At 61.1% G+C, this 22,804-nt stretch carries 23 protein-coding genes and 1 tRNA gene; 12 read left to right on the plus strand and 12 right to left on the minus strand.

Annotation, left to right across the window (positions count from 1 at the left end):
* Positions 1-34: 34 nt before the first annotated feature.
* Complete coding sequence (gene thrS, locus NKJ76_RS04885) at positions 35-2,008, minus strand: threonine--tRNA ligase (RefSeq protein ID WP_352536885.1); 1,974 nt, start codon at positions 2,006-2,008, stop codon at positions 35-37.
* 207 nt (positions 2,009-2,215) lie between these two features.
* Here thrS and NKJ76_RS04890 point away from each other — a divergent pair, with 207 nt between their 5' ends.
* A complete protein-coding gene (locus NKJ76_RS04890) occupies positions 2,216-3,052 on the plus strand; it encodes an SAM-dependent methyltransferase (protein WP_352536886.1) in 837 nt (278 codons plus the stop codon).
* Between the two features lie 13 nt (positions 3,053-3,065).
* Here the strand turns inward: NKJ76_RS04890 and blaOXA are convergent, their stop codons facing one another.
* The 3 genes from blaOXA to NKJ76_RS04905 all read right to left on the minus strand — a co-directional run bounded on the left by blaOXA (position 3,066) and on the right by NKJ76_RS04905 (position 4,690).
* A complete protein-coding gene (blaOXA, locus tag NKJ76_RS04895) occupies positions 3,066-3,881 on the minus strand; it encodes a class D beta-lactamase (protein WP_023695454.1) in 816 nt (271 codons plus the stop codon).
* A gap of 158 nt (positions 3,882-4,039) precedes the next feature.
* The gene (gene yidD / locus NKJ76_RS04900; protein WP_023822994.1) at positions 4,040-4,408 is read right to left on the minus strand and encodes a membrane protein insertion efficiency factor YidD; all 369 of its coding nucleotides are present in this window, start codon (positions 4,406-4,408) and stop codon (positions 4,040-4,042) included.
* A gap of 123 nt (positions 4,409-4,531) precedes the next feature.
* On the minus strand, positions 4,532-4,690 hold the full coding sequence (locus NKJ76_RS04905) for a hypothetical protein (protein WP_352536887.1): 159 nt from the start codon (positions 4,688-4,690) through the stop codon (positions 4,532-4,534).
* 94 nt (positions 4,691-4,784) lie between these two features.
* Here NKJ76_RS04905 and NKJ76_RS04910 point away from each other — a divergent pair, with 94 nt between their 5' ends.
* Positions 4,785-5,702 carry a LysR substrate-binding domain-containing protein gene (locus tag NKJ76_RS04910; RefSeq protein ID WP_023667619.1) on the plus strand — a complete coding sequence of 306 codons (918 nt, stop codon included), beginning with the start codon at positions 4,785-4,787 and terminating at the stop codon, positions 5,700-5,702.
* 27 nt (positions 5,703-5,729) lie between these two features.
* Here NKJ76_RS04910 and tolA read toward each other — a convergent pair whose 3' ends face one another.
* Together tolA and NKJ76_RS04920 are read right to left on the minus strand one after the other, a co-directional pair.
* Positions 5,730-6,110 (minus strand): cell envelope integrity protein TolA, encoded by a 381-nt coding sequence (gene tolA, locus NKJ76_RS04915; RefSeq protein WP_023667620.1) that lies wholly within the window; start codon positions 6,108-6,110, stop codon positions 5,730-5,732.
* 52 nt (positions 6,111-6,162) lie between these two features.
* Positions 6,163-6,609, minus strand: a complete 447-nt coding sequence (locus NKJ76_RS04920) for an iron-sulfur cluster assembly scaffold protein (RefSeq protein WP_023707147.1) — start codon at positions 6,607-6,609, stop codon at positions 6,163-6,165.
* A gap of 241 nt (positions 6,610-6,850) precedes the next feature.
* On the opposite strand from NKJ76_RS04920, the gene folE reads away from it, so the two are divergent.
* The 3 genes from folE to NKJ76_RS04935 all read left to right on the plus strand — a co-directional run bounded on the left by folE (position 6,851) and on the right by NKJ76_RS04935 (position 9,036).
* Positions 6,851-7,486, plus strand: a complete 636-nt coding sequence (gene folE / locus NKJ76_RS04925; protein WP_023667622.1) for a GTP cyclohydrolase I FolE — start codon at positions 6,851-6,853, stop codon at positions 7,484-7,486.
* Between the two features lie 35 nt (positions 7,487-7,521).
* Entirely contained in the window at positions 7,522-7,980 is a 459-nt protein-coding gene (hisI, locus tag NKJ76_RS04930) for a phosphoribosyl-AMP cyclohydrolase (RefSeq protein WP_023729882.1), read from the plus strand.
* Positions 7,981-8,064: 84 nt separating this feature from the next.
* Positions 8,065-9,036, plus strand: coding sequence for a patatin family protein (locus NKJ76_RS04935; protein WP_023667624.1), 972 nt, complete (start codon positions 8,065-8,067; stop codon positions 9,034-9,036).
* A 15-nt stretch (positions 9,037-9,051) separates the two neighbouring features.
* Here the strand turns inward: NKJ76_RS04935 and recJ are convergent, their stop codons facing one another.
* The 4 genes from recJ to NKJ76_RS04955 all read right to left on the minus strand — a co-directional run bounded on the left by recJ (position 9,052) and on the right by NKJ76_RS04955 (position 14,169).
* Complete coding sequence (gene recJ / locus NKJ76_RS04940; protein ID WP_023815392.1) at positions 9,052-10,836, minus strand: single-stranded-DNA-specific exonuclease RecJ; 1,785 nt, start codon at positions 10,834-10,836, stop codon at positions 9,052-9,054.
* A gap of 250 nt (positions 10,837-11,086) precedes the next feature.
* On the minus strand, positions 11,087-12,400 hold the full coding sequence (locus tag NKJ76_RS04945; RefSeq protein ID WP_023815393.1) for a homoserine dehydrogenase: 1,314 nt from the start codon (positions 12,398-12,400) through the stop codon (positions 11,087-11,089).
* 50 nt (positions 12,401-12,450) lie between these two features.
* The gene (locus NKJ76_RS04950; RefSeq protein ID WP_023681615.1) at positions 12,451-13,668 is read right to left on the minus strand and encodes an LL-diaminopimelate aminotransferase; all 1,218 of its coding nucleotides are present in this window, start codon (positions 13,666-13,668) and stop codon (positions 12,451-12,453) included.
* A gap of 90 nt (positions 13,669-13,758) precedes the next feature.
* Positions 13,759-14,169, minus strand: coding sequence for a hypothetical protein (locus tag NKJ76_RS04955; RefSeq protein WP_023691128.1), 411 nt, complete (start codon positions 14,167-14,169; stop codon positions 13,759-13,761).
* Between the two features lie 97 nt (positions 14,170-14,266).
* Between NKJ76_RS04955 and phaC the strand changes: the two genes are divergently transcribed.
* The 4 genes from phaC to NKJ76_RS04975 all read left to right on the plus strand — a co-directional run bounded on the left by phaC (position 14,267) and on the right by NKJ76_RS04975 (position 18,595).
* Positions 14,267-16,102, plus strand: a complete 1,836-nt coding sequence (gene phaC / locus NKJ76_RS04960; protein WP_352536888.1) for a class I poly(R)-hydroxyalkanoic acid synthase — start codon at positions 14,267-14,269, stop codon at positions 16,100-16,102.
* Positions 16,103-16,462: 360 nt separating this feature from the next.
* On the plus strand, positions 16,463-17,584 hold the full coding sequence (locus NKJ76_RS04965; protein WP_245259993.1) for a D-Ala-D-Ala carboxypeptidase family metallohydrolase: 1,122 nt from the start codon (positions 16,463-16,465) through the stop codon (positions 17,582-17,584).
* A gap of 331 nt (positions 17,585-17,915) precedes the next feature.
* Positions 17,916-17,990: transfer RNA gene (locus tag NKJ76_RS04970), tRNA-Glu, on the plus strand.
* 140 nt (positions 17,991-18,130) lie between these two features.
* On the plus strand, positions 18,131-18,595 hold the full coding sequence (locus NKJ76_RS04975) for a hypothetical protein (protein ID WP_352536889.1): 465 nt from the start codon (positions 18,131-18,133) through the stop codon (positions 18,593-18,595).
* 13 nt (positions 18,596-18,608) lie between these two features.
* Here the strand turns inward: NKJ76_RS04975 and NKJ76_RS04980 are convergent, their stop codons facing one another.
* Positions 18,609-19,127 (minus strand): hypothetical protein, encoded by a 519-nt coding sequence (locus NKJ76_RS04980; RefSeq protein ID WP_352536890.1) that lies wholly within the window; start codon positions 19,125-19,127, stop codon positions 18,609-18,611.
* A 157-nt stretch (positions 19,128-19,284) separates the two neighbouring features.
* Here NKJ76_RS04980 and NKJ76_RS04985 point away from each other — a divergent pair, with 157 nt between their 5' ends.
* Genes NKJ76_RS04985 through NKJ76_RS04995 form a run of 3 tightly spaced genes read left to right on the plus strand, consistent with a single transcriptional unit; the run spans position 19,285 to position 21,057 of the window.
* Positions 19,285-20,022: a TIGR04255 family protein gene (locus NKJ76_RS04985; RefSeq protein WP_352536891.1), complete on the plus strand. Its 738-nt coding sequence runs from the start codon at positions 19,285-19,287 to the stop codon at positions 20,020-20,022.
* The gene (locus NKJ76_RS04990) at positions 20,019-20,627 is read left to right on the plus strand and encodes a hypothetical protein (RefSeq protein WP_352536892.1); all 609 of its coding nucleotides are present in this window, start codon (positions 20,019-20,021) and stop codon (positions 20,625-20,627) included. Before NKJ76_RS04985 ends, NKJ76_RS04990 begins: the two co-directional genes overlap by 4 nt.
* The gene (locus NKJ76_RS04995; RefSeq protein WP_352536893.1) at positions 20,614-21,057 is read left to right on the plus strand and encodes a hypothetical protein; all 444 of its coding nucleotides are present in this window, start codon (positions 20,614-20,616) and stop codon (positions 21,055-21,057) included. The genes NKJ76_RS04990 and NKJ76_RS04995 overlap by 14 nt, the downstream gene beginning before the upstream one ends.
* A gap of 658 nt (positions 21,058-21,715) precedes the next feature.
* On the opposite strand, the gene NKJ76_RS05000 is transcribed toward NKJ76_RS04995, so the two are convergent.
* The gene (locus NKJ76_RS05000; RefSeq protein ID WP_352536894.1) at positions 21,716-21,928 is read right to left on the minus strand and encodes a hypothetical protein; all 213 of its coding nucleotides are present in this window, start codon (positions 21,926-21,928) and stop codon (positions 21,716-21,718) included.
* Positions 21,929-22,804: the final 876 nt, after the last annotated feature.

Below are 22,804 nucleotides of genomic sequence, written 5' to 3' on the forward strand. Positions count from 1 at the left end.
CGCTCCACCGCCATTTCTCCGAAATATTGATTGCTCAGGCCGCGCTGCGCCTTCGGTCGGGCGAAACAGCCTCGTCGGAAAGCAGCTTCAGCGCGTCGGCCAGCTTGAGCGATTCCTGATCGCGCGAGCCGAGCCGGCGGATGTTGACCGTCTCCTCTTCCGCCTCGCGCTTGCCGCATACGAGGATCACAGGAACCTTGGCCAGCGAATGCTCACGCACCTTGTAGTTGATCTTCTCGTTGCGCAGATCCGGTTCGGCCAAAAGTCCTGCCGCCTTCAACTGTGCGACGACCTTTCGCGCATAGTGGTCAGCATCCGAGGTGATCGTCGCCACAACCACCTGCAGCGGCGCGAACCACAGCGGGAAATGACCGGAATAATGCTCGATCAGGATGCCGAGAAAGCGTTCCATCGAACCGCAGATGGCGCGATGCACCATCACCGGCTGCTTCTTTTCCGAATCCGAACCGATGTAGAAGGCGCCAAAGCGTTCCGGCAGATTGAAGTCGACCTGCGTGGTGCCGCACTGCCATTCGCGGCCGATGGCGTCCTTCAGCACATATTCGAATTTCGGCCCGTAGAAAGCGCCCTCGCCCGGATTGATCGAGGTCTTGATGCAGTTTCCCGATCGCGTCCTGATCGTATCCAGCACGTTGCCCATGATCGCCTCGGCATGATCCCAGGCCTCGTCGGTGCCGACGCGCTTATCCGGCCGCGTCGACAGCTTCACGCTGACATCGTCGAAGCCGAAATCGGCGTAGGTCGACAGGATCAGATCGTTGATGCGCAGGCATTCCGCGGCCAGTTGCTCCTCGGTGCAGAAGATATGCGCATCGTCCTGCGTGAAGCCGCGCACGCGCATCAGCCCGTGCAAGGCGCCGGACGGTTCGTAGCGATGCACATTGCCGAATTCCGCAAGCTTTACGGGCAGATCGCGATAGGATTTCAACCCATGCTTGAATATCTGCACGTGGCCCGGACAATTCATCGGCTTCAGCGCGAACACGCGGTCGTCGTCGGTGTCGTCGCCGGCCACCGTCACCTTGAACATGGCATCGCGATACCAGCCCCAGTGGCCCGACGTCTCCCACAGGCTCTTGTCGAGAACCTGCGGTGCGTTGACCTCCTGGTAGCCTTGCTCGTCGAGGCGGCGGCGCATGTAGTTGACCAGATTCTGGAACATCTTCCAGCCCTTGGCGTGCCAGAAGACGACGCCCGGCCCCTCTTCCTGGAAATGGAACAGGTCCATCTCGCGGCCGAGTTTGCGGTGGTCGCGCTTCTCTGCCTCTTCCAGCATCGTCTGGTAGGCATCGAGTTCAGCTTGCTCGGCCCAGGCCGTGCCGTAGATGCGGGTCAGCATCGGGTTGTTCGAATCGCCACGCCAATAGGCGCCGGCCACCTTCATCAGCTTGAAGGCGTTGCCGATCTGCCCGGTGGAGGCCATGTGTGGGCCGCGGCAGAGGTCGAACCAGTCACCCTGGGAATAGATCTTGAGATCCTGGTCTTCGGGAATGGCGTCGATCAGCTCGAGCTTGTAGCGCTCGCCCTTCTCGGCAAAGACCTTTTTCGCCTTGTCGCGCGACCAGACTTCCTTGGTGAACGGCTTGTTACGCGCAATGATCTCGCGCATCTTCTTTTCGATCACCGGGAAATCGTCAGGCGTGAACGGCTCGTTGCGGGCGAAGTCGTAATAGAATCCGTTCTCGATCACCGGCCCGATGGTCACTTGCGTTCCCGGCCACAGTTCCTGCACGGCCTCCGCCAGCACGTGTGCTGCATCATGACGGATGAGTTCCAGCGCGCGCGGATCGCTGCGGGTGATGATCTCGACCTTGCCGGACTTGCCAAGCGGGTCGGAAAGATCGCGAACGGTGCCGTCGATGGCATAGGCGACAGCCTTCTTGGCCAGCGACTTCGAGATCGATTCGGCGAGGCCCGCACCGGTCATCGCCGCGTCATAGTCGCGGACGGAGCCATCGGGAAATGTCAGGGAAACGGAATTCAGCATCGGGTATCTCCTATCCAGTCCCGCAAACGAGCGCGGGTGGTCGTGGTGTGAAGCCGGAGGCATCCGGCAGCGGGCGGGTTTTAGAGGCCACGCGGCATCAGGTAAAGAGCCGTCGTTGGCGCAGCTGTCAGGAAATGGCGCGACAGATGTCGCAGGCCAGTCGCACAGGCTTGCGAATTTCCCCGACACGAGGTTGGAATCCCCGGCATGGAAGACGCAAAATCCAGCCGAACCGCCTTGGGCGTCGCGCGCATGCGGGCCCTCCACCTGTTCTCGCAGCAGGCGGCGCTGTTTCGCGACCCATATGCGAGTGCGATACTGGGCGATGCCGCACCGACGGTGCAGGAGCTCGAGCAGGAAGGTGAGCGCAGCCGGCGCATGCGCCTGTTCGTGGCAGCGCGCGCCCGCCTCGCCGAGGACTGGCTGGCTGCGGCGGTGCGCCGGGGCGTCCAGCAAGTGGTGGTGCTCGGCGCCGGCCTCGACACTTTCTCGCTGCGCAATCCGTACCCTGATGTCGCGGTGTTCGAAGTCGATCACCCGGCGACACAGGCCTGGAAACGGAAATGCATCGCCGATGCTGGTCTTGCCGAACCGCGGGCCACCATGTTCGTGCCGGTCAACTTCGAGCGCCAGCGCCCCGCGGATGGCCTGGCATCGGCCGGTTTGCGGCAGACCGAGCCCAGTTTCTTCATCTGGCTGGGTGTCGTTCCGTATCTGAGCCAGGACGCAATCTTCAGCACCCTGTCCTGGATTGCCGGCATGCCCGGTTCGGAGGTCGTCTTCGACTACAGCGAGCCGGCCGAGAACCGCGATGCGGCTGGACAGGCTGCCCTCTCTTTCCATGCGGCGCGCGTCGCCGCTGCCGGAGAGCCCTGGATCAGCTTCTTCGTGCCCGCGGCACTGGCGCAATCGCTGCGCGAGCTCGGCTTCGATGAGATCGAAGATCTGGAAAGCAGCGACATCGCCGCCCGCTTCTCCAGGACGCCAAAGGCGGAGACAAGGAATTCCGGCGGCCACATCCTTCGTGCCCGCCGGAGCACTTGAAGCTAAAGCAAGTTCACTTCACCAGTTGCGGCAACTCCCTCAGTAACGCCGCGCGTGTCGCCGGGCCTTTCGGCATGTCGATCGGCTTGGTGTCGACGACCAGCCGGGCGAAGACGATCCGGCGGCCGCCCTTTTCGGCCCAGCCGACGAACCAGCCCAGCGCGCGCTTGTCCTTGCTGTTTCCCAGCCTGGTGCTGCCGGTTTTGCCCCGCACCGTCCAGCCGCCGGCCTGGAAAGTCGGCAGGATGGCTCGGGTCATCTCATGCGCCTTGGCAGAAACCGGCATCTTGCCGGCGAGCAGCTGGCGCAGGAAGGCTGTCTGTTCGACCGGCGATATCTCAAGCGAGGAATTTATCCAGGATTGCGTGAGCCCGTTGTCCTTGTCGGCATCGCCCGAGACATCCATGTTGCCGTAGCCGAATTTCGAGACGTAGAGGGCAAAGCTTTTTGCGCCGAGCCGGCGCACGATCTCGCGCGAATACCATACGATCGAGTCGCGCTCCCAGATCGTCGGGTCGACGGCCTTGTGGTCGCGCTTCACGGCGTTGAACTCAGGCTTGTAGTCCCAGCTCGGTGTATGCGCGTCGCTGAGGACACCGCTGTCGTAGCCGATCAGCGCCAGCGGCACCTTGAAGGTCGACGCCGGGCTGACGCGTTGGTCGCAGACGCCGCTTTGATAGAGCGTCTCGCCGCTCGCCGCGTCCTGGATAAGCGTGCAGGCGAAATCGCCAAGCGGCGCCGATTGCGCCCGCATCGGAAATCCCAGAAACCAGGCCAGCAGGAAGAGGACCGCGGCAATGATGAAGGGATGGGTTTCGATCCGACGCATGTGGGCTCTCCTGGGAATGAACAGGAGGCGCTTAGCGAAGTGTCTTGGCTCGATTTTGACTCAAATGCGCAGTCTTTGTGCAGGCCGTTGTTAACCCTACCGGATCGTAAAGAAATGCCGCCCTGGCGATCTATATCAGGGACCCAGCGCGTCCGCCGTCAGGCCTCGCCGCGCTTCCTGCCGATCTGCCAATAACGCCATGGCGTGAACCAGACGTAGCTCGGAGCGAGCACCTCCGGCACGCGGTCGACACCATGCGTTCCGAACGGCCCGCAGCGCAGCACGCGAAAAAGCCCCATCCAGCCGCCGGCCCACAGGCCATGGCGGGCGATTGCCTCATGCGCGTATTCGGAACAGGTCGGCAGATGCCGGCAGGAATTGCCGACAAAGCCGGACAGCGTCAGCTGGTACAAGCGCACCAGCGACGTGCCGAAAATGCGGCCGGGTGTTTTGCGCCAGGGACCGGGCCAGTTGCGCCCGCGCCGGGTCCGTCCGGCGGCATGCACATGCCGATGCTGGTCGCCCACCGCAGTCTCTTTCCGAACGCGACCCGAAACCGGCTTCCGGGTCAGCTTGCGTTTCCAAACCGATAGATGTGAGCTTCGGCCGGCAAACGCAATCCTCTTCACTCACTCGCCTCTTTGTCGGCTTCAGGGTCGCGAGCGGCGAAAGGGATGCCGCTCCGCTGGAGCCGCCCAGCGGGTGGCCGGCCTTTGCTCGGTGCACTGCACATGATGCTGCCTGTCGCCACGCCATTGAAACGTCGCGATCCGCATCACATCGCCAAAGATTTCCAGAAACTGGATCATGTCCGTGTCTCCTCTAAGAGCGGATTAGACGCCCGCTGGCCTTCGCCTTCAAACGAGTATAATTTCTGGTTCGGATAACTTCGGGTTATGCGAAATGAAGCGCGGACGGTTGCCCCTGACGGCGTTGCGAAGTTTCGAGGCAGCCGGCCGGCAATTGAGCTTTAGCCGGGCCGCCGAGGAGCTGTTCGTCTCGCAGGCCGCCATCAGTCGGCAGATCCGCGAACTCGAGCAGTTCCTGCACCAGCCCTTGTTCCACCGTCATCACCGCCGCGTCGAGTTGACCGAGGCCGGCCAGCGCCTGCTCGATCAGCTGGTCAGGAGTTTCGATGACATCGACAGGCTGCTTTCGGACCTGGTGGCTGTTCCGGCGCAGTCGGTGGTCCGCGTCAGTGTCGAGCCGTCGCTGGCCTCGGTATGGCTGTTGCCGCGGCTCAACCGCTTCAGCCAGTTGCGGCCCGATATCGACGTTTCCCTCGAAGTTGACCCAAGGCCGATCGAGTTCCGCAGCGATCAGCCCGAACTCGCCTTGCGCTTCAGCGCGCGCGCCACCTCATGGCCGCGCAGCGAGGCCGAATGGCTAGCCTCGACCGTCGATTCACCGGTCCTGTCGCCGGCCTTGCTGGGATCGGGCCCTGCCCTCGAAAAGCCGCTCGACCTTGCCCGCTACACGCTGTTGCACGAGGAAAATCGTCAGGGCTGGGCGCGCTGGTTCGAAGCGGCTGGCGTCGCCGCCGACGCCATTCCGGCGCGCGGCCCTATGCTGGCGGATGTGTCGCTGTCGAAGCAGGCCGCCCTGCTCGGCCACGGCGTGGCGCTGGGCGACCTCTTGCAGATCGGCGAGGAGATTGCGTCCGGCGCGCTGATCAAGCCGTTCGACATCGACGTCGCATCCGGCGCCTACTGGCTGGTGGCCAGGAGTTTGAAGGACCTGCCGGAGCCGGCTAAGGCCTTTGCCGACTGGGTGAGAAGCGAATTTGCCGAAAGCAGACGGGCGCAGGAACAGCAGACCTAAGCCGTCGTGCTTCTTAAGCCCTCGGTTCTATTTCTGCTGCGCGCCGGATGACATCACTCGGCCGTCGAAATTGACCGTCGTCTCGCGCCAAGCCTGGTAGCTATCGGCATAAATCGCAAGGCCAATGAAGGGCGCACAACGGGTAATCGCCCGAACTGCGCTGTCATCGAACTTCTTGCCCTGTGGTTCTGTTGCAAGATTGAGTACCTTCGGCGGCGCCGCCAGCGAACCATCCCGGTTAAAGCTGATTTTGACGCGTGTGGCCACAAGTTCGTCGCCGACGGGGATAATCCAGCAGCCAGCCAGCTTGTCAGCGAGGTAGGCGGCAGCCTTCTGCTGCGAGGCGTTTTCTGCGCCGGCAGCATAGCCACTCGTGACCAGCGAAACCACAAGGCCCGAAGCCACCATCAACCAATGCAAACACTTCCTCCGTCATGTCCTGCGCGAAGCCCGCGCTATGTCACGCTGCTTCTTCTGCGCGTTTCTTCTCGATCTGACCGATGGCATCGACGACCGCATCGAAGGTCAGCATGGTCGAGGCATGGCGCGCCTTGTAGTCGCGCACCGGCTCCAGATATCTCAGATCGGCAAAGCGGCCTTGCGGCGGCGCGCCATTTTCCTTGAGCATCTTCAGCATGGTGTCGCGCACCGCCCGCAATTCGTCGGCGCTGGCGCCGATGACATGTTGAGCCATGATCGAGGACGAGGCTTGGCCGAGGGCGCAGGCCTTCACGTCATGAGCGAAATCGGTGACGACGCCATTGTCCATCTTGAGGTCGACGGTTACCGTCGAGCCGCACAATTTGGAATGAGCCTTGGCACTCGCATCCGGATGATCGAGCCGGCCTATGCGGGCGATGTTTCCGGCAAAACCCAGAATTTTCGCATTGTAGACGTCGTCAATCATATTTTTCCAATCCGTCGCCGCCAAGCGAACAGCGATTGCCGCTGTGGCGTCTTTCATTCGCTGCGCACGACCATATATAATGCTGGCAGTCGGGTATCGACAAGGCAACGCAAAGCCATCGTCCTTGCCCATTTCGTTCACGCCGCTTGCGGGCTGGAAACCGGGCGAGTTTTCAGCACCCGAAAGGTCGTGGTCCGTTCAACTCGTTCCTCCTGAGAGAGGAACTACGGGAGACGCCTTTATGGATGCCGTCATCAAGAAAATCATGCCCCCTTCCGACTATCTGGACAAGCCGGTCACCGACAGGCCGAGCGAAGCCGAGGTCGAGGCCGCCGTGCGCACGCTGTTGCGCTGGACCGGCGACAATCCGGACCGCGAGGGCCTGATCGACACGCCCAAGCGCGTCACCAAGGCCTTTCTCGAAATGTTCAACGGCTATGACATGTGCCCGGCCGAAGAACTCGGCCGCACCTTCGAGGAAGTCGCCGGCTATGACGATCTCGTCATCGTCAGGGACATCCAGTTCCACTCGCATTGCGAGCACCACATGGTGCCGATCATCGGCAAGGCGCATGTCGGCTACCTCCCGGACGGCAAGGTCGTCGGCCTGTCCAAGATCGCGCGCGTCGTCGATATCTTCGCCCATCGCCTGCAGACTCAGGAGGCCATGACCGCACAGATCGCCGGCGTCATCCAGGACGTGCTCAATCCGCGCGGTGTCGCCGTCATGATCGAGGCCGAGCATATGTGCATGGCCATGCGCGGCATCCGCAAGCAGGGCTCCACCACGCTGACCTCGACCTTCACCGGCGTGTTCAAGGACACGCCCGAGGAACAGGTCCGTTTCGTCACCATGGTGCGCGGCCTCGGGGCGTAAGCCCCTCGCCGGCATCGCTAGATCAAGGACCGGCGATGTCGGCACTAACATTTCCCACGGCTCCATCAGACAAGAAGGCTCTCGAAGAAGGCGCGGTGTTTTCCCCGCGCTTCGATGCTGCCGGGCTGGTCACCGTCGTCGTCACCGACGCCGCTGACGGTATGCTGCTGATGGTCGCGCATATGAATGCCGAGGCGCTGGCGCTGACGCTCGAAACCGGCATCGCGCACTACTGGTCGCGCTCGCGCAGCACGCTGTGGAAGAAGGGCGAAACATCAGGCAATTTTCAGACGGTCGTCGAGATGCTCACGGATTGTGACCAGGACGCCATATGGTTGCGCGTCAAAGTGTTGGGCCACGACGCAACTTGTCACACCGGCCGGCGTTCATGTTTTTATCGGACGGTGGGGCTAATCGGCGGCAAGGCAACGCTTGCCGGCGATGGCAGCACGCCGCTGTTCGATGCGGAAAAAACGTATCGGAAGCCCGCGTGAACCATTCAACAGTCGCAAACCACTCATATTCACTATTCTCAAACGTCCTTCCTGTAGAACGGACGCGGGACAAGGGAGATCATGATGCTCGAGTGGGCGTCATTGCGTAGCAGACCAGACGTGCGGGAGGCCAATGGCCCCTCATCGTCCGGCGGCGTGCCTGACCCGCAACCCGCGGGCAAGACAGGCATTTCGCTCGCGCTGGGCGGCGGCTGCGCACGCGGCTGGGCGCACATTGGCGTGCTGCGCGCGCTCGACGAAGCCGGCATCGAAGTCTCGATGATCGCCGGCACCTCGATCGGCGCGCTGGTTGGCGGCTGCTATCTCGCCGGCAAGCTGGACGAACTCGAGGAGTTCGCCCGCAGCCTGACCAAGCGGCGCATCTTCGGCCTGCTCGATCTCAATCTGCGCGGCAGCGGCCTGTTCGGCGGCATGAAACTGGACGTCAGGCTGCGCGAGCACATGGCAGGCATCCGCTTCGAGGATCTGACGAAACCCTTCGTCGCCGTTGGCGCCGAAATTCGCACCGGCCATGAGATCTGGCTGTCCAGCGGTTCGCTGATCACCGCGATGCGGGCTTCCTATGCGCTGCCCGGCGTGTTCGAACCGGTGAATTGCAACGGCCGCATTCTGGTCGACGGCGCGCTGGTCAACCCGGTTCCGGTTTCGGTCTGCCGCGCCTACGAGCAGCCGCTGGTCGTCGCGGTCAACCTTCACTACGATCTGTTCGGCCGCGCCGCCGTCATCAAGCACAGCGCCGGCGAACTGCTCATCGAGAAGGACGCGCCCCGGCCAGGCCAGGCCAGCCCCGACCACCAGCCGCACCAGAGCCGTCTCGGCATCACCGGCGTCATGGTCGAAGCCTTCAACATCATCCAGGACCGGATTTCACGCGCGAGGCTGGCGGGCGATCCGCCCGACATGTCGCTGCAACCGAAACTCAGCCATATCGGCTTGACCGAATTCCACCGCGCGGATGAGGCGATCAGCGTCGGTTACCAGGCGACGATGGCGCAGATCAGCGAGTTGAAGCGGCTGCAGACGGTCCTCGCTTAAACCAGTTCGGCAATGTCAGGCTTTGGCCGCATCGGTGATGCGGAACTGCACCGTGCGGTTGCCGTTCCAATAATTCCCCGACAGCGAGCCGGCTACATGGATCGTGTTGCCCCTGTTCTTGAACAGGAATTCGCCCAGCGCGGTATCGACGGATCGAAAGGCGATGCCCTGGATGCGGCCGCCGCTTTCCGACTGCAGATCAGCCCGGATGTGGTTGGTGCCGACGGCCCGCGCGTCGGCCAGCCGATGGCGCGGCAGCGCGAACACCGGCGCGACATGGCCGGCGCCGAAAGGCCCGGCCTTTTCCAGTGCATCGAGCAAAGCAATCGTCGCGCCCTCGGCGGCGAGCGCGCCGTCGACGGCCAGACTTTCTTCGTCCTGCAGCCGGAACACTTCGGCCGCCGCGCGCTCCTCGAAGAAAGCACGGAGTTCGCCGAGCTTGGCGCGTTCCACCGTGATGCCGGCGGCCATGCCGTGGCCGCCGCCCTTGACGATCAGCCCGGCATCGGCGGCTGCGCGCACCAGCCGTCCGAGATCGAAGCCCGACACCGAACGGCCAGAGCCGGTGCCGATGCCATTGGCGTTGAAGGCGATGGCGAAGGCCGGCCGCCGCGCATGGTCCTTCAGCCGCGAGGCGATCAAGCCGACAATGCCGGGATGCCAATTGGTGCTGGCGGTGACGATGATGGCCGGCCCGTTGCCGCCGGCAAGTTCGGCGTCAGCCTCGGCGCGCGCCGCTGCCAGCATCTCCAGTTCCATCTGCTGGCGTTCCTGGTTGAGCCGGTCGAGTGTCTCGGCAATGGTCCTGGCCTCAACCGGATCGTCGGTGGCGAGCAGCCGGCTGCCAAGTGCTGCATCGCCGATGCGGCCGCCGGCATTGATGCGCGGCCCAATCAGATAGGCGAGATGAAAGGTGCTTATCGGCTCACCGATGCGGGACACCCGCGCCAGTGCGGCGAGCCCCTCATTCTTCTGCTGCCGCGCCATCTGTAGTCCCTTGACGACGAAAGCGCGGTTCACGCCGATGAGCGGCACCACATCGCAAACCGTGGCCAGCGCCGCCAAGTCGAGCAACGACAACAGGTCCGGTGGCGCTGCGTCGGGCAATCGGCTGCGCAGGACCCTCGCCGTCTGCACCAGAGTGAGGAAGACGACACCGGCGGCGCACAGATGGCCTTGCCCGGAAAGGTCGTCCTCGCGATTGGGATTGACGACCGCGGTCGCCTCCGGCAGCGGGCCGCCGACCTGATGGTGGTCGAGCACCACCACATCGGCGCCTGCGGCCTTGGCGGCATCGATGGAGACAGCGCTGTTGGTGCCGCAATCGACGGTGACGATCAGCGTCGCGCCGCGCGAGACCAGTTCGCGCATAGCCTCCGGATTGGGGCCGTAGCCCTCGAAGATGCGGTCGGGAATGTAGATCTCCGAAGGCACCGAGAAATGCGTCAGGAAGCGCTTGAGCAACGCCGAAGAGGCGGCGCCGTCGACATCGTAGTCGCCGAAGATTGCCACCTTCTCCTTGGCCATGACCGCTTCGGCGATGCGGGTCGCAGCCTTGCCCATGTCGGTCAGCGAAGCCGGATCCGGCAACAGATTGCGGATCGTCGGATCGAGGAAGCGCTCGGCCTGGTCCGCGGTGACGCCCCGCCCGGCGAGCACGCGCGCCACAATGTCGGGCACGCCGTGGCCCTGCGCTATGGCGAGCGCAGTCATGTCCTGCCGCTCGCTCAACCGGTGTTCCCAGGAAACACCGGTCGCCGACTGCCTGACATCGAGGAAGAAGCGTTTGTCGCCCGTCATAGGAGGCGTAATCTATAGATTGTCATTTCCGGCAATATGCGACGGCTAAACAGGAAAGTCTCAAAACTTTTCCACATCCTGGTGACGCGCCTTGATCTCGCGGCTCACGCCTCCGCCCGAGCCCGATGATGATTGGTGGGTTCGACCTGAAATCTCAATCCGGCTCCAAATCAAAAAGATAGAGCATTATGGCGTCTGAACCACTTTTCAGCAGCAGCATCAATCGGTTAAAGGAGAAAAATGACTTGGCTTAGCCCGCACGCTCGATGCGGATAACCTGCGGCTTGTCTGTGAGGTGGCCGTCCTTGGTGATGCCGTCGACAGCCTTGCGCACGGCTGCTTCCGTGGTCTCGTGGGTGACCAGGATCACCGTCTTTTGCGCGTCCGTCTCGCCGCTGACGGCATGCTGGACGATCGATTCCAGCGAAATATCATTGTCGGCCATGCGCTTGGCGATCGCGGCAAAGACACCGATGCGGTCGTGCACGGTCAGCCGGATGAAATAGCCGCCGGCATGGCTGCGCATCTGCGCCTTCTTGTAGGGGCGCAGTTCCTTGGCCGGCAGGCCGAACACCGGACCGTGCTGGAAGCCCGGCCGGCTCTTTGCGATGTCGGCGATATCGCCGACCACGGCGGACGCGGTGGCGTTGCCGCCGGCGCCCGGGCCGGAGAGCAGCAGTTCGCCCAGAATGTCGGTTTCGATGGCCACTGCATTGGTCACGCCATGCACCTGTGCGATCACCGACGCGGTCGGCACCATGGTCGGGTGCACGCGCTGCTCGATGCCGCTGTCGGTGCGCTGCGCGACACCGAGCAGTTTTATCCGGTAGCCGAGATCGGCGGCAGCGCGGATATCGGCCTGGCTGATATTGGAAATGCCTTCCATGTAGATGTCGTTGGCGGCGATCTTGGTGCCGAAGGCCAGGCTGGTCAGGATCGACAATTTATGCGCCGTGTCATGGCCCTCGATATCGAAAGTCGGATCGGCTTCGGCGTAGCCCAGCCGTTGCGCGTCCTTCAGGCACTCGTCGAAGGAGATGCCCTCGGCCTCCATGCGGGTCAGGATGTAGTTGCAGGTGCCGTTCAGGATGCCGAAGACGCGGGTGACCGAATTGCCGGCCATCGCCTCGCGCATCGTCTTGATGACCGGGATGCCGCCGGCAACTGCCGCCTCGTAGTTGAGCAGCACGCCCTTCTTCTCGGCGATTTCGGCAAGCGCCACGCCGTGCTTGGCCAACAGCGCCTTGTTGGCGGTGACGACGTGGCGCCCAGCCTCAAGTGCTGCCTTGACCGACGAACGCGCCGGGCCTTCATCGCCGCCGATCAACTCGACAAAGACGTCGATGTCGGCGGTCTGCGCCATCTTCACCGGATCATCGAACCATTTGGCGGCGCTGAGGTCGACGCCACGGTCGCGCTTGGCATTGCGAGCCGAAACAGCGGTGACGATGACATCGCGTCCGCACTGGCGCGTCAGTTCCGCTGCCTTGTCGCGCAGCACGCGCGCCACCGAGGCGCCAACCGTACCCAGACCCGCAATTCCAACACGCAACGCTTCAGCCATGCCCGGCGACGCCCCTCAAAAAATCTGCTCGAATAAGATGTGCGGCGACTTTAGCGATGCGCGGCGAGCGGCACCACATTGTTCGGCTGCTTGGCGCTGGACGCCAGGAAGCGCTTGATGTTGCGCGCCGCCTGCCGGATCCGGTGCTCGTTCTCGACCAGCGCGATGCGGACATGATCGTCGCCATGCTCGCCAAAGCCGATGCCCGGCGCCACCGCCACGTCGGCGTGCTCGATCAGGAGCTTGGAAAACTCAAGCGAGCCGAGATGCTTGAACGGCTCCGGGATCGGCGCCCAGGCGAACATCGAGGCAGCCGGTGCCGGAATGGTCCAGCCGGCGCGGCTGAAGGCATCGACCATGACGTCGCGGCGCTTCAAATAGACCTCGCGAACTTCGGCGATGTCGGCGCCGTCGCCATTCAGCGCATGCGCCGCCGCCACCTGGATCGGCGTGAAGGCGCCGTAATCGAGATAGGACTTCACCCGCGTCAACGCCGAGATCAGCCGCTCATTGCCGACGGCGAAGCCCATGCGCCAGCCAGGCATGGAGAAGGTCTTCGACATCGAGGTGAACTCGACGCAGACATCGATGGCGCCCGGCACCTGCAGCACCGAAGGCGGCGGATTGCCGTCGAAATAGATCTCCGAATAGGCAAGGTCCGACAGGATGATGATGTCGTTCTTCTTGGCGAAGGCGACCACGTCCTTGTAGAAATCGAGCGAGGCGACCAGCGCCGTCGGGTTCGACGGATAGTTGAGGATCAATGCCAGCGGCTTCGGGATCGAATGACGGACACCGCGCTCGAGCGCCGGGATGAAGCCGTCATCCGGCTCGACCTGCAGCGAACGGATGACGCCGCCCGACATGATGAAGCCGAAAGCATGGATCGGATAGGTCGGGTTGGGGCACAGGATCACGTCGCCCGGCGCGGTGATCGCCTGCGCCATATTGGCGAAGCCTTCCTTCGAACCGAGCGTCGCCACCACCTGCGTGTCGGGATTGAGCTTCACGCCGAAGCGGCGCTGATAATAGGCGGCCTGGGCGCGGCGCAGACCTGGGATGCCGCGGGAGGAGGAATAGCGATGCGTGCGCGGATCGCGCACCACTTCGCACAATTTGTCGACGATCGCCTTCGGCGTCGGCAGGTCCGGATTGCCCATGCCAAGGTCGATAATGTCGGCGCCGCGCGAACGGGCGCTGGCCTTCAGCCGGTTGACCTGCTCGAACACGTAGGGCGGAAGCCGGCGGACCTTGTGAAATTCTTCCATGTCAGTTCCAGACGATTTAAGATTGGCTTTAGCACAGTTGGCTTGGCTAGGCGCCTTTGGCAAAGACCGCTTTCGGCGCGCGATATAGCCTTATTTGCAGGTAGGGTCGAGGGCGGGATCGCATTTGGCTTCGATCTGCTTCAGCGTGTCCTTGCCATGGTTCTTCGCCAGCGAGTTCAGCGCCGCCGGGCTGGTGGACGGGGCACCGCCGCCGCCCTTGGCCACTTGCCCCTGCTGTTCGCCCTTCAACTGGGCAAGCTTGGCCTGCGTCTCCTCAGGGGTGAGTTGCCTTGCCGCCACCTGCGGCGGGATGTTGAGATTGGGATAAGAGCCGGTGTCCTGCGCGCCCTGCGTCAGGCCGACATTCATCCCGTTGCCGGTATTGGCGCTCGTGCAGCCACTTGCCGCCAGCAGCCCTGGCGCCAGACAGGCGATTGCAACCGCGACGCGGCAAAAGCGGCCTGCCCCCGAAAAAATGGTCTTGCCGGTGTTAATCGTCATATTGTTTTCCTGGCAGCCGGGGTACAGCGCATTGGACCCGGTCAGATGTCCCATGATAATATGTCAAGAAAACGCCTCGGGAGGAACCCCGCGAGCCATGTCCAAAACACCTGATTCGAGCAAAGCGGAAGATGATCAATCTTCGACCGTCGAGCAATATCTGGTGAAAGACCCGGAACGCTTCGCGTTGAACATGGCGCGCATGGTCGAACAGGCCGGCAAAGCCGCCTCCGCCTGGGCCGAGCCGCGCGAAAAAGGCGAGGTGCGCGATCATGTCGCCGAACCCGTGGTCGACATGGTCAAAACCTTTTCCAAGCTCAGCGAATATTGGCTGGCCGACCCGCAACGCGCGCTGGAAGCGCAGACGCGACTGTTCGCCGGCTACATGACGGTCTGGGGCAACGCCATCCAGAAGGTTAGCCCGAATGCCGAAGCGCCGGACGATGCGGTCAAGCCCGAGCGCGGCGACAAGCGTTTTCAAGACCCCGAATGGGGTCGCAACGCTTTCTTCGATTTCCTCAAACAGGCCTATCTCGTCACCTCGCGCTGGGCGGCCGACCTGGTCGAGCACGCCGAAGGCCTCGACGACCACACCCGCCACAAGGCCAGCTTCTACGTCAAGCAGGTGTCCAATGCCATCTCGCCGTCGAACTTCATCCTGACCAATCCGGAGCTGTTTCGAGAAACCGTTGCCTCGAATGGCGAAAACCTGGTGCGCGGCATGAAGATGCTGGCCGAAGACATCGCCGCCGGCAAGGGCGACCTGAAGCTGAGACAAGCTGACTATTCGCCCTTCGAGATCGGCAAGAACGTCGCGACATCTCCCGGCAAGGTGGTCGGGCGCAGCGATGTCGCCGAAATCATCCAGTACGATCCGACGACGGAGACGGTGCTCAAGCGCCCGCTGCTGATCTGCCCGCCCTGGATCAACAAGTTCTACATCCTCGATCTCAACCCGCAAAAGTCCTTCATCCGCTGGGCGATCGAGCAAGGCCATACCGTGTTCGTCATCTCCTGGATCAATCCCGACGAGCGGCACGGCGCCAAGGGCTGGGAAGCTTACATACGGGAAGGCCTGCAATACGGCCTCGACACGATCGAGAAGGCGACCGGCGAGAAAGAGGTCAACGCCATCGGCTATTGCGTCGGCGGCACGCTGCTGGCGGCCGCACTCGCACTGCTGGCACAGGAAGGCGACAACCGCATCAAATCGGCGACCTTCTTCACCACGCAGGTCGACTTCACCCATGCCGGCGACCTGAAAGTCTTCGTCGACGAGGACCAGGTGGCAGCGGTCGAGAAATCGATGAACGAAAAGGGCTACCTCGACGGCACCAAGATGGCGACCGCCTTCAACATGCTGCGCTCGGGCGACCTGATCTGGCCTTATGTCATCAACAATTACATGCGCGGCAAGGATCCCCTTCCCTTCGACCTGCTCTACTGGAACGCCGATTCCACCCGCATGGCGGCCGCCAACCACTCCTTCTACCTGCGCAACTGTTATCTCGAGAACAATCTGACTCGTGGCGTGATGGAACTCGCCGGCCGCACTGTGTCGCTGGCCGACGTCACCATCCCGGTTTACAACCTGGCGTCGAAGGAAGATCACATCGCGCCGGCCCTTTCGGTGTTTCTCGGCTCGCAATATTTCGGCGGCGACGTCGAGTTTGTGATGGCTGGTTCCGGCCACATTGCCGGTGTGGTCAACCCGCCGGCAGCCAAGAAATACCAGTACTGGACCGGCGGCAAACCGACAGGCGATTTTGGCCAGTGGCTCGCCTCCGCGGTGGAGCATCCCGGCTCCTGGTGGACGCACTGGCAGCACTGGATCGAAACCCAGGACGACACCCTCGTTCCGGCCCGCAAACCGGGCAAGCATATGAAAACCCTGGGTGATGCCCCCGGCACCTATGTGAAGGTACGCGTGTAACGGCCGGCACCTTTTGCAGGTGCCTGTGTGTAACGGAATGTAATGTCTGGTGAGTTGACGAGCCGGCAAAACGGGGCGAAATGGTGTCGTCAACCTTCAAGAAGCCTCAATTGGCCTCCAACGAGCAAATAATTCAGAGGCTTGCAGAATTGACACAAGTCTCGTTTCCGGTTTGGGAACACAAGGTTATTGGATGTGAACGTTTCGACGCCGCACCAATAGCAGGCCGACCGGACACCGAGGGGGAATTTAGTTTTGAAATCAGCAGGATCGCGTCTCGCGGGGAGAGAAGGTCGCACTATAGCGGCAGCGCTTTTCTCCGTGCTTCTGGCGTCCTGCACCTCCGCCGGCGACCCCACAATGTCCGTCGGCATGCCTGGCTACAACGCGACCGCTTCTGACATCGCCGCGGCTTCCGGCGCCAGCCCTGCGGCGCCGGGCGATTCGACCGTGCAGGTCACATCCACCGGGCCGCAGATGATGATGACGGCAGCGGGCGATGCGACACTGCCCGAGCAGGTCGCCTATGTGCCGGTGGCCAAGCCCGGCACCGGCTTCCCGGTCAATGTTCCCGCCGGCTCCGAAACCATTGTCGGCCAGACGCCGCAGTCGCTGCAGCAGTCAGCACAGACCGCGGCCGCAACGGACGCCGTGGCGCAGAAGATCGCCGCCGCCGATGCCGGCGTGACCGCACCGAAAGCGACGGCAGCGGCACCCGCGACCAACGAGGTCTACGTGACCGCCGCGCCCCAGCAGATCGACACGCCGAAGAAGGGCTTCCTGGCCTCACTGTTCAGCACCACGCCAACCTCGGCGGCACCTGCTCCGCTGGTCAACTCGCGCTCGGGCGAACAGCCTGCGGTTGCTTCCCAGAAGGCCGTCCCGGCAAAGCCGATCATCACGCTAGCGTCAGCCAATTCCGCCGACAAGCCCTTGCAGCTTGCCTCGCTTGGCAACGAGAGCAACCACATCACCGGCAGCGATGCCTTGCCCGGGGTGCGCCAGACGGCGCTGTTCGAGATCAAGCGCAAATCCGGCCTCGACGACGAAAGCGACGTCGACCTGAACGAGGACGAGGGTTCGGGCGGCGCCTATCAGGTGGCCTCCGCCGCCGGCCTCGCCCGGCTGGCGCCCAATGGCCTGTTGAAGCAAAACGAGAGCGTCGACGTCGCCTGCCTGAAGCCGTCGCTGGTGCGTGTGCTGAAGACCATCGAAGGCCATTACGGCCGCAAGATGATGGTCACATCAGGCTACCGCGACCCGGCCCGCAACCGGCGCGCCAACGGCGCCAAGAATTCGCTGCACATGTATTGCGCCGCCGCCGACATCCAGGTTCCCGGCGTCTCCAAATGGGAACTGGCGAGCTACATCCGAACCATGCCCGGCCGCGGCGGCGTCGGCACCTACTGCCATACCGAATCCGTTCACGTCGACGTCGGCCCCGAGCGCGACTGGAATTGGCGCTGCCGCCGGCGGGGTTAGCATCCCCATTCGGCAAACGGGCCGAGGGGCCGTTAGCAGCCTGCCGTTTTTCCCGATTAGCTATCAGCGACGTTCGAGATTAGCCGAGGCACCCGCGACTTCGTCATCCTATGGCGAAGCAAGGCGCGCAGCGACGCAGCGCAGACCATAGGATGACGACTGCGCGGGGCGTTCAGGCTAATCTCCAAAGATGTGCAATGACGCGAGGGCAGAAAACCTGGGCTGGCTCACAAACTGGCCCTTTTCGCCCCTCTTGAAAAAAGTTTCCGCATCTGGCGGCTGATGGGTTGCCGGTTGGCAACAACGCAATTATAAGCCGCTTCGTCTGAGCGCGCCCATCGTCTAGCGGTTAGGACACCGCCCTTTCACGGCGGTAACAGGGGTTCGATTCCCCTTGGGCGTACCAGCAAAATCAATCACTTACTGTGATTTTGTTCGGATACATCAAATATCCGTCGAATATACGCCTGCGAACAGCGGCGAACAGATTCGGCCGAATCCGGCTCCCCTCACCCACCAAACAATGAAAATGGAAAGGACCGTGCCATGGTTCTGAGCGATCTCCTGTTTTTCTCGCCCGTGATCCTTGGCGGCGTCGGCATGATCCTTTCGAAGCTGCCCGATCTCCTGGACCTGATTGAAGGCACACCGGGCCAAGCCGATTTTGAGAGGTTCGTTTCCGACGCAAACCGGCGCGGCCTGGACTACAGCCAGACCATGCGCGAGCTCGATATCCGGACTATCTTCGCCCGCCTCCGCCGTGAGACCAGTGATGCAGTCTTAGCCAACGTGGCGGACTGGAAAACGATCCTGGATGCTCATGTCGAGCAATGCCTTGCCGACAACCCGCAACATGAGCGCGAGCTTACTGCGATGATGCAGGGCTTATCCTACGGGCACATCTTGTACCCAGCGGAGGCGGCCATGGTCGATGATCTCTACAGCGGCTTCCGGCGGCGCCGTGGCGAATTAACCATCGATCAACGGGCGGCCCTTCGCATCGCAGGATAGTGCGACGTTGCCTTTAAAGGGCTCGCGTAATTCGCATGTATTTTTCGCATGCCCTGGCTAGTTCTTCAGGAAATTCGTTAGAGGCTTTTTGAGCTTCGACATATTTCTGGCTAAGGTGCCGTTTTTTCTCTTGTTCGAGTTCATCCCATGGCGTGGCATCGTGAGTCGAGTAGTGGATTAAGGCGTCTCTGACGGCTTTGATTTTTTCCGCCACGTCGCTATCGAAGAGAAAACGAGCTCGCCGCCCCACTTCATGTAGTTTCACGATTTGAGTATTCTCGTGTCCAATTTTTATGGCGTCACCGGCTGCCTTTTTCACCTCAAACGGATCATCAAAATTCGGCGGATACCAGAACGCACGAACAGCATCCCTAGCATCGTTGTAAACAGAGAACCGCTTGTCGAATAGGTCAACGATCAGCTTTTCATGCGCGACGCGCCACTGACGGTAGGCGATTGCGGCGACCATCATGCCGACAACAAGCGTTGTGAGGGCGGAAATGATCGGTCCCCATTGAGCGAAAGTACACATTGGAAAAGCCTCGCTGGTATCAGCCTTGCATAAATGGAACCTGTACCCCTCTGCGAGGTATATCTAGATCGGGGCCAGCCGTGCAAAACCAGCGCTCGACCCGGCGGCAGCGTGTAGATATAGAATGCCCTGAAAAAGAGCCAAAGAGGGCAATCAGGTGAATTCCTATTTACGTCCGCCGATTGTCGAAGCCGTCGTTGAGTTCGTCACAAACAATTCAATATCGTTTGATGACCTGCAGGCGATGTCGAACAAGGTGGCGGGCGACTACAAGAACCAATCCATTGAGAAGGGCATTCAAGTCCGCATCGACACGCTTGGCGGTGCTGCCACGATCCATTCCGATCAAACACCGGATCGCTTCCGAAGAACTTCGGATGACCAAGCAGATATCGTAATCTTCGCGGACACCAGCCTAATAGTTGCACGTGCCGCACCCTATCCAGGGTGGGAAGTTCTACGTGAACGCATCGGGAAAAACTGGCGTATTTGGTCAAAGGGGCAATCGGGAAGGAGCGTTATCCGGCTAGGGGCTAGGTTTATTAACCGCATAGACATACCAATCAAGGGCGAAGAGCGCATTGAACTCAATGACTATCTAAATTTCTTGCCGCAAGTCCCAAAGGTTTCCGACAACCCTATGACCGCATTTCTTGTTCAAGCGTCGATGCCGACAGCGAATCCTCATTGGGACTGCAACATTATGTCCACCATAGTTGCACCGTCGCCATTGCTGAACCATATGTCCCTTTTGCTGGACATTGACGTCTTTAGGATGCGCGACATACCATCCAAAGGCACCGATGTTCTGGCGATTCTCGAAGAGGCGCGACCATTGAAGAACACTATCTTTGAGCGCTGCATTACCGACCGAGCCAGAGATTTATTTCGATGACAAGTACCACCCATACGGTAGAGGCTCATCCCCGAATCCTGACGGCGTTGCCACCGAGTGGGGCGGCCGGCGCATATTCAACTCAGATGAATTATGCACTGTCTAATGCGCTCACCAGATCATTCAAGCCTTTGGGTGATAGCAAGCCTCGCGGCACTGACAGCCATCTCAACACGCTGTTGGAAAACGCCAAAGCAATTTTCAAAGTCACAACCAACACCGTTGCCATGCACCTGTTGTCCTCGGACTGGAGGGCGCGCCTATTCAAACAGGTCGATAGCCTCCTCGACGCGGAAGAATGGGATGAAGAGGACAAGCCGGTTGTTTCCGGATCATCACTGACTTTTATTCGCATGCTGATTTTTCTCAAAGCGCGGCGGCCTGGGCTTGGCGCGACGAGTGACGGAAATTTGGTGGCGTCTTGGACAACGGGAAATAATCGCCTCACCATCGTTTGTAAGCCCGATGACACCGTTCGGTGGGTGATATCTGCCCAAACCGATGTGGGATGTGAGACTGCAGCCGGTCAAACTACAATTCTTCGTCTTCCTGACGTGTTGCAGCCATACAATCCGGCGCAGTGGTTCTCTGATGAAGGGAGATAAGATCCCGGATAAAGACCATTTGATACGAAGTGTCCCATTTTCTAAGCTGCGGAAAGCTGATGGCACGGACGATGTGATCGGAGTTCTCCCCGGCGCCTTCGTGATGCGCGACGTCGATTCCTATCTATCCGCGACCTGGCTTGAACATTTTGCGGGATCTGACCAGCAACAGGTTATCGCCGCTGTCCACACGCTTCGCAAAAGCTCGCTGAAGATTTCACCCAAAAGTGGGTTTGCGCGGGGCAAGGTCAGCGAGATTCGTTCCGCGTGCTCGACCCGGGGCCATAGCGTTCGAATTGTTCACGAACCAGAGCCTGACAACGACGCGCATGCGGCTGTGCGCCGGTATCCTCGTGATGAACTTGAACTGTTTGAAGTTCTTGCAACCGGCGCTTGGTCGGATTGGTTTCTGAACGCTAGCATCCCCTGACCCCGACTTCCGAGCGATGATGATGCCGCGCGGCGAGAGGTAGCGGAAAATGCCGAATGAGGTGCCAAGGGACTACGTTGTGGACATTCGGACGTGCCCAACAATCGCCTCGATCGTTGATGATCTGTCCGACGCCGAAGAATACATCCGGTGCGTCTACCTGAATTTGCGCACCGCGAACCGGGAACATCCCAATGTCACGGTCCGGATCAGGCAAGAAAAAACCCGGACTAATCCACACCATCTCATTGAGAGATGGCAGGGCAGCGCCACTTCCCGAGCCGTTTGGCCGGTGGACGAATACGATGGTCGGAACCACCTGCCACTGCCGAAGGTAAACCGGCACCATCGCTATTGGTCAGATGTGGAGATGGATATGAATGAGGTCGTAGCGCTATTCTCACGTTTCCGAAAGCCGGCCTCTCATAAGAAGCCGCCGTCACCCTGACGTTTATGAAGAGTCGGCCCGAAACAGGCAGTTCACTGGCTTTTAGGTCCGGCCCGGTTTGGCGCCATCTTTGCCAGCGCTGGCAAACTTAGCCAGTCCAAAAGCCGGTCGACCGACTTCCGAGATACACCTTCGAATCCGACACTGTGTCGCATTCCCTCTGCCGATCTCGCCGGACGCGGCCAGTTGTCGGGCTTGGGGGGGGCAGCTTTAGTCCTCTGCTGGTCCGTCTGGCTCATCAAAGACGTTTGCATCGATGTGGATGGAGAGCGTAGCAGGATCCAAACCATCTATGCTGTCTATGATATGCGGCGGCCCGCCGTGTTGGATCGTGACGATGTAACTGTAAAGCGTGCCGTCTTCGCTTGAATTCTCAGTAATATCGCAGTCGAGCTGTGCAAGCTCGTCAACTGTGATGCCCAAGGCAGAAGCGACTCCTTCGTCGGCTCAGGTGTCGTCCATTGCCATTTTGCAGCTCCCTGTGCGCCGTGAGGTCGCGTCCCCGACTCGGGTCGCAGAATACGAACAACGTTCGTATTTGTCCCAACTGATGATGGTTGCAAACTGGACATTCGCGGCCTCGGATCAGAGCGCAGCCATCGGTGACACCAAATCGGACACTGTATCGGATCCGGTCAAGTCTGTAGAGCAAGGGAACCGGGATTGGAAACCCGACCCCGGGACAGTTCGCTGTACTCGGCTTGCTCAAGATCGCTTTCAGTGATTTGCTGCCCCGATTGTGCTTTCAGCGAGGCAGACAACAATGGCCCTAAGAGTTTCAGCCCTTGAGATGCAGGGCATACTTAAGTCAGGAGGATCGGCAGAGATTGACGCCGGCCATTACAGCGAGCTCGATCTGATCGGCTTCGCCAACGCTGTGAAGGAGGGCGCTACCCTTCGAATCATAAACAGCGTTCGGCTGAGCGCGCTGTCAAGGACCGGACTGGCAAGTGCCGGCAAAGGGCGGGTTATGCTTGCCTGACTCCTCCTAGGCACGCCGCTGGTTCTCGGATCAGCGCGCCGTCGCCCGGAGACGGTCGGCGAGCCTCACGGGACACCCCTTACTGAGCAACGAGCAACTAGCAGAGATCGGGAAACCTCGACCCGTCCTTAACACATGTAGCCCTCGCAGATTGGCAGAAAGACGCCGCCGGATCGTACCCCGCCTGTCTGCAGAGCAGGATCGTCCGTTCCAGGACGATGTGATCAAACTCATCCCTCTTAGCCTGCTTTTCCGATACCGACCGTTGGTAGACGCCTGTGGCCGATGTCCAGATGAATTCGCCGACGAAAATTGCG

This window comes from Mesorhizobium sp. M0029 (assembly GCF_040323735.1).
In the GTDB taxonomy this organism is placed as follows: Bacteria; Pseudomonadota; Alphaproteobacteria; order Rhizobiales; family Rhizobiaceae; genus Mesorhizobium.

What these genes read in the sequence shown, in the direction of transcription:
- thrS (WP_352536885.1), bottom strand. Translation starts at nt 2,008, where the DNA reads ATGCTGAATTCCGTTTCCCTGACATTTCCCGATGGCTCCGTCCGCGAC.
- NKJ76_RS04890 (WP_352536886.1), top strand. Translation starts at nt 2,216, where the DNA reads ATGGAAGACGCAAAATCCAGCCGAACCGCCTTGGGCGTCGCGCGCATG.
- blaOXA (WP_023695454.1), bottom strand. Translation starts at nt 3,881, where the DNA reads ATGCGTCGGATCGAAACCCATCCCTTCATCATTGCCGCGGTCCTCTTC.
- NKJ76_RS04905 (WP_352536887.1), bottom strand. Translation starts at nt 4,690, where the DNA reads ATGATCCAGTTTCTGGAAATCTTTGGCGATGTGATGCGGATCGCGACG.
- NKJ76_RS04910 (WP_023667619.1), top strand. Translation starts at nt 4,785, where the DNA reads ATGAAGCGCGGACGGTTGCCCCTGACGGCGTTGCGAAGTTTCGAGGCA.
- tolA (WP_023667620.1), bottom strand. Translation starts at nt 6,110, where the DNA reads ATGGTGGCTTCGGGCCTTGTGGTTTCGCTGGTCACGAGTGGCTATGCT.
- NKJ76_RS04920 (WP_023707147.1), bottom strand. Translation starts at nt 6,609, where the DNA reads ATGATTGACGACGTCTACAATGCGAAAATTCTGGGTTTTGCCGGAAAC.
- folE (WP_023667622.1), top strand. Translation starts at nt 6,851, where the DNA reads ATGGATGCCGTCATCAAGAAAATCATGCCCCCTTCCGACTATCTGGAC.
- hisI (WP_023729882.1), top strand. Translation starts at nt 7,522, where the DNA reads ATGTCGGCACTAACATTTCCCACGGCTCCATCAGACAAGAAGGCTCTC.
- NKJ76_RS04935 (WP_023667624.1), top strand. Translation starts at nt 8,065, where the DNA reads ATGCTCGAGTGGGCGTCATTGCGTAGCAGACCAGACGTGCGGGAGGCC.
- recJ (WP_023815392.1), bottom strand. Translation starts at nt 10,836, where the DNA reads ATGACGGGCGACAAACGCTTCTTCCTCGATGTCAGGCAGTCGGCGACC.
- NKJ76_RS04945 (WP_023815393.1), bottom strand. Translation starts at nt 12,400, where the DNA reads ATGGCTGAAGCGTTGCGTGTTGGAATTGCGGGTCTGGGTACGGTTGGC.
- NKJ76_RS04950 (WP_023681615.1), bottom strand. Translation starts at nt 13,668, where the DNA reads ATGGAAGAATTTCACAAGGTCCGCCGGCTTCCGCCCTACGTGTTCGAG.
- NKJ76_RS04955 (WP_023691128.1), bottom strand. Translation starts at nt 14,169, where the DNA reads ATGACGATTAACACCGGCAAGACCATTTTTTCGGGGGCAGGCCGCTTT.
- phaC (WP_352536888.1), top strand. Translation starts at nt 14,267, where the DNA reads ATGTCCAAAACACCTGATTCGAGCAAAGCGGAAGATGATCAATCTTCG.
- NKJ76_RS04965 (WP_245259993.1), top strand. Translation starts at nt 16,463, where the DNA reads ATGTCCGTCGGCATGCCTGGCTACAACGCGACCGCTTCTGACATCGCC.
- NKJ76_RS04975 (WP_352536889.1), top strand. Translation starts at nt 18,131, where the DNA reads ATGGTTCTGAGCGATCTCCTGTTTTTCTCGCCCGTGATCCTTGGCGGC.
- NKJ76_RS04980 (WP_352536890.1), bottom strand. Translation starts at nt 19,127, where the DNA reads ATGTGTACTTTCGCTCAATGGGGACCGATCATTTCCGCCCTCACAACG.
- NKJ76_RS04990 (WP_352536892.1), top strand. Translation starts at nt 20,019, where the DNA reads ATGACAAGTACCACCCATACGGTAGAGGCTCATCCCCGAATCCTGACG.
- NKJ76_RS04995 (WP_352536893.1), top strand. Translation starts at nt 20,614, where the DNA reads ATGAAGGGAGATAAGATCCCGGATAAAGACCATTTGATACGAAGTGTC.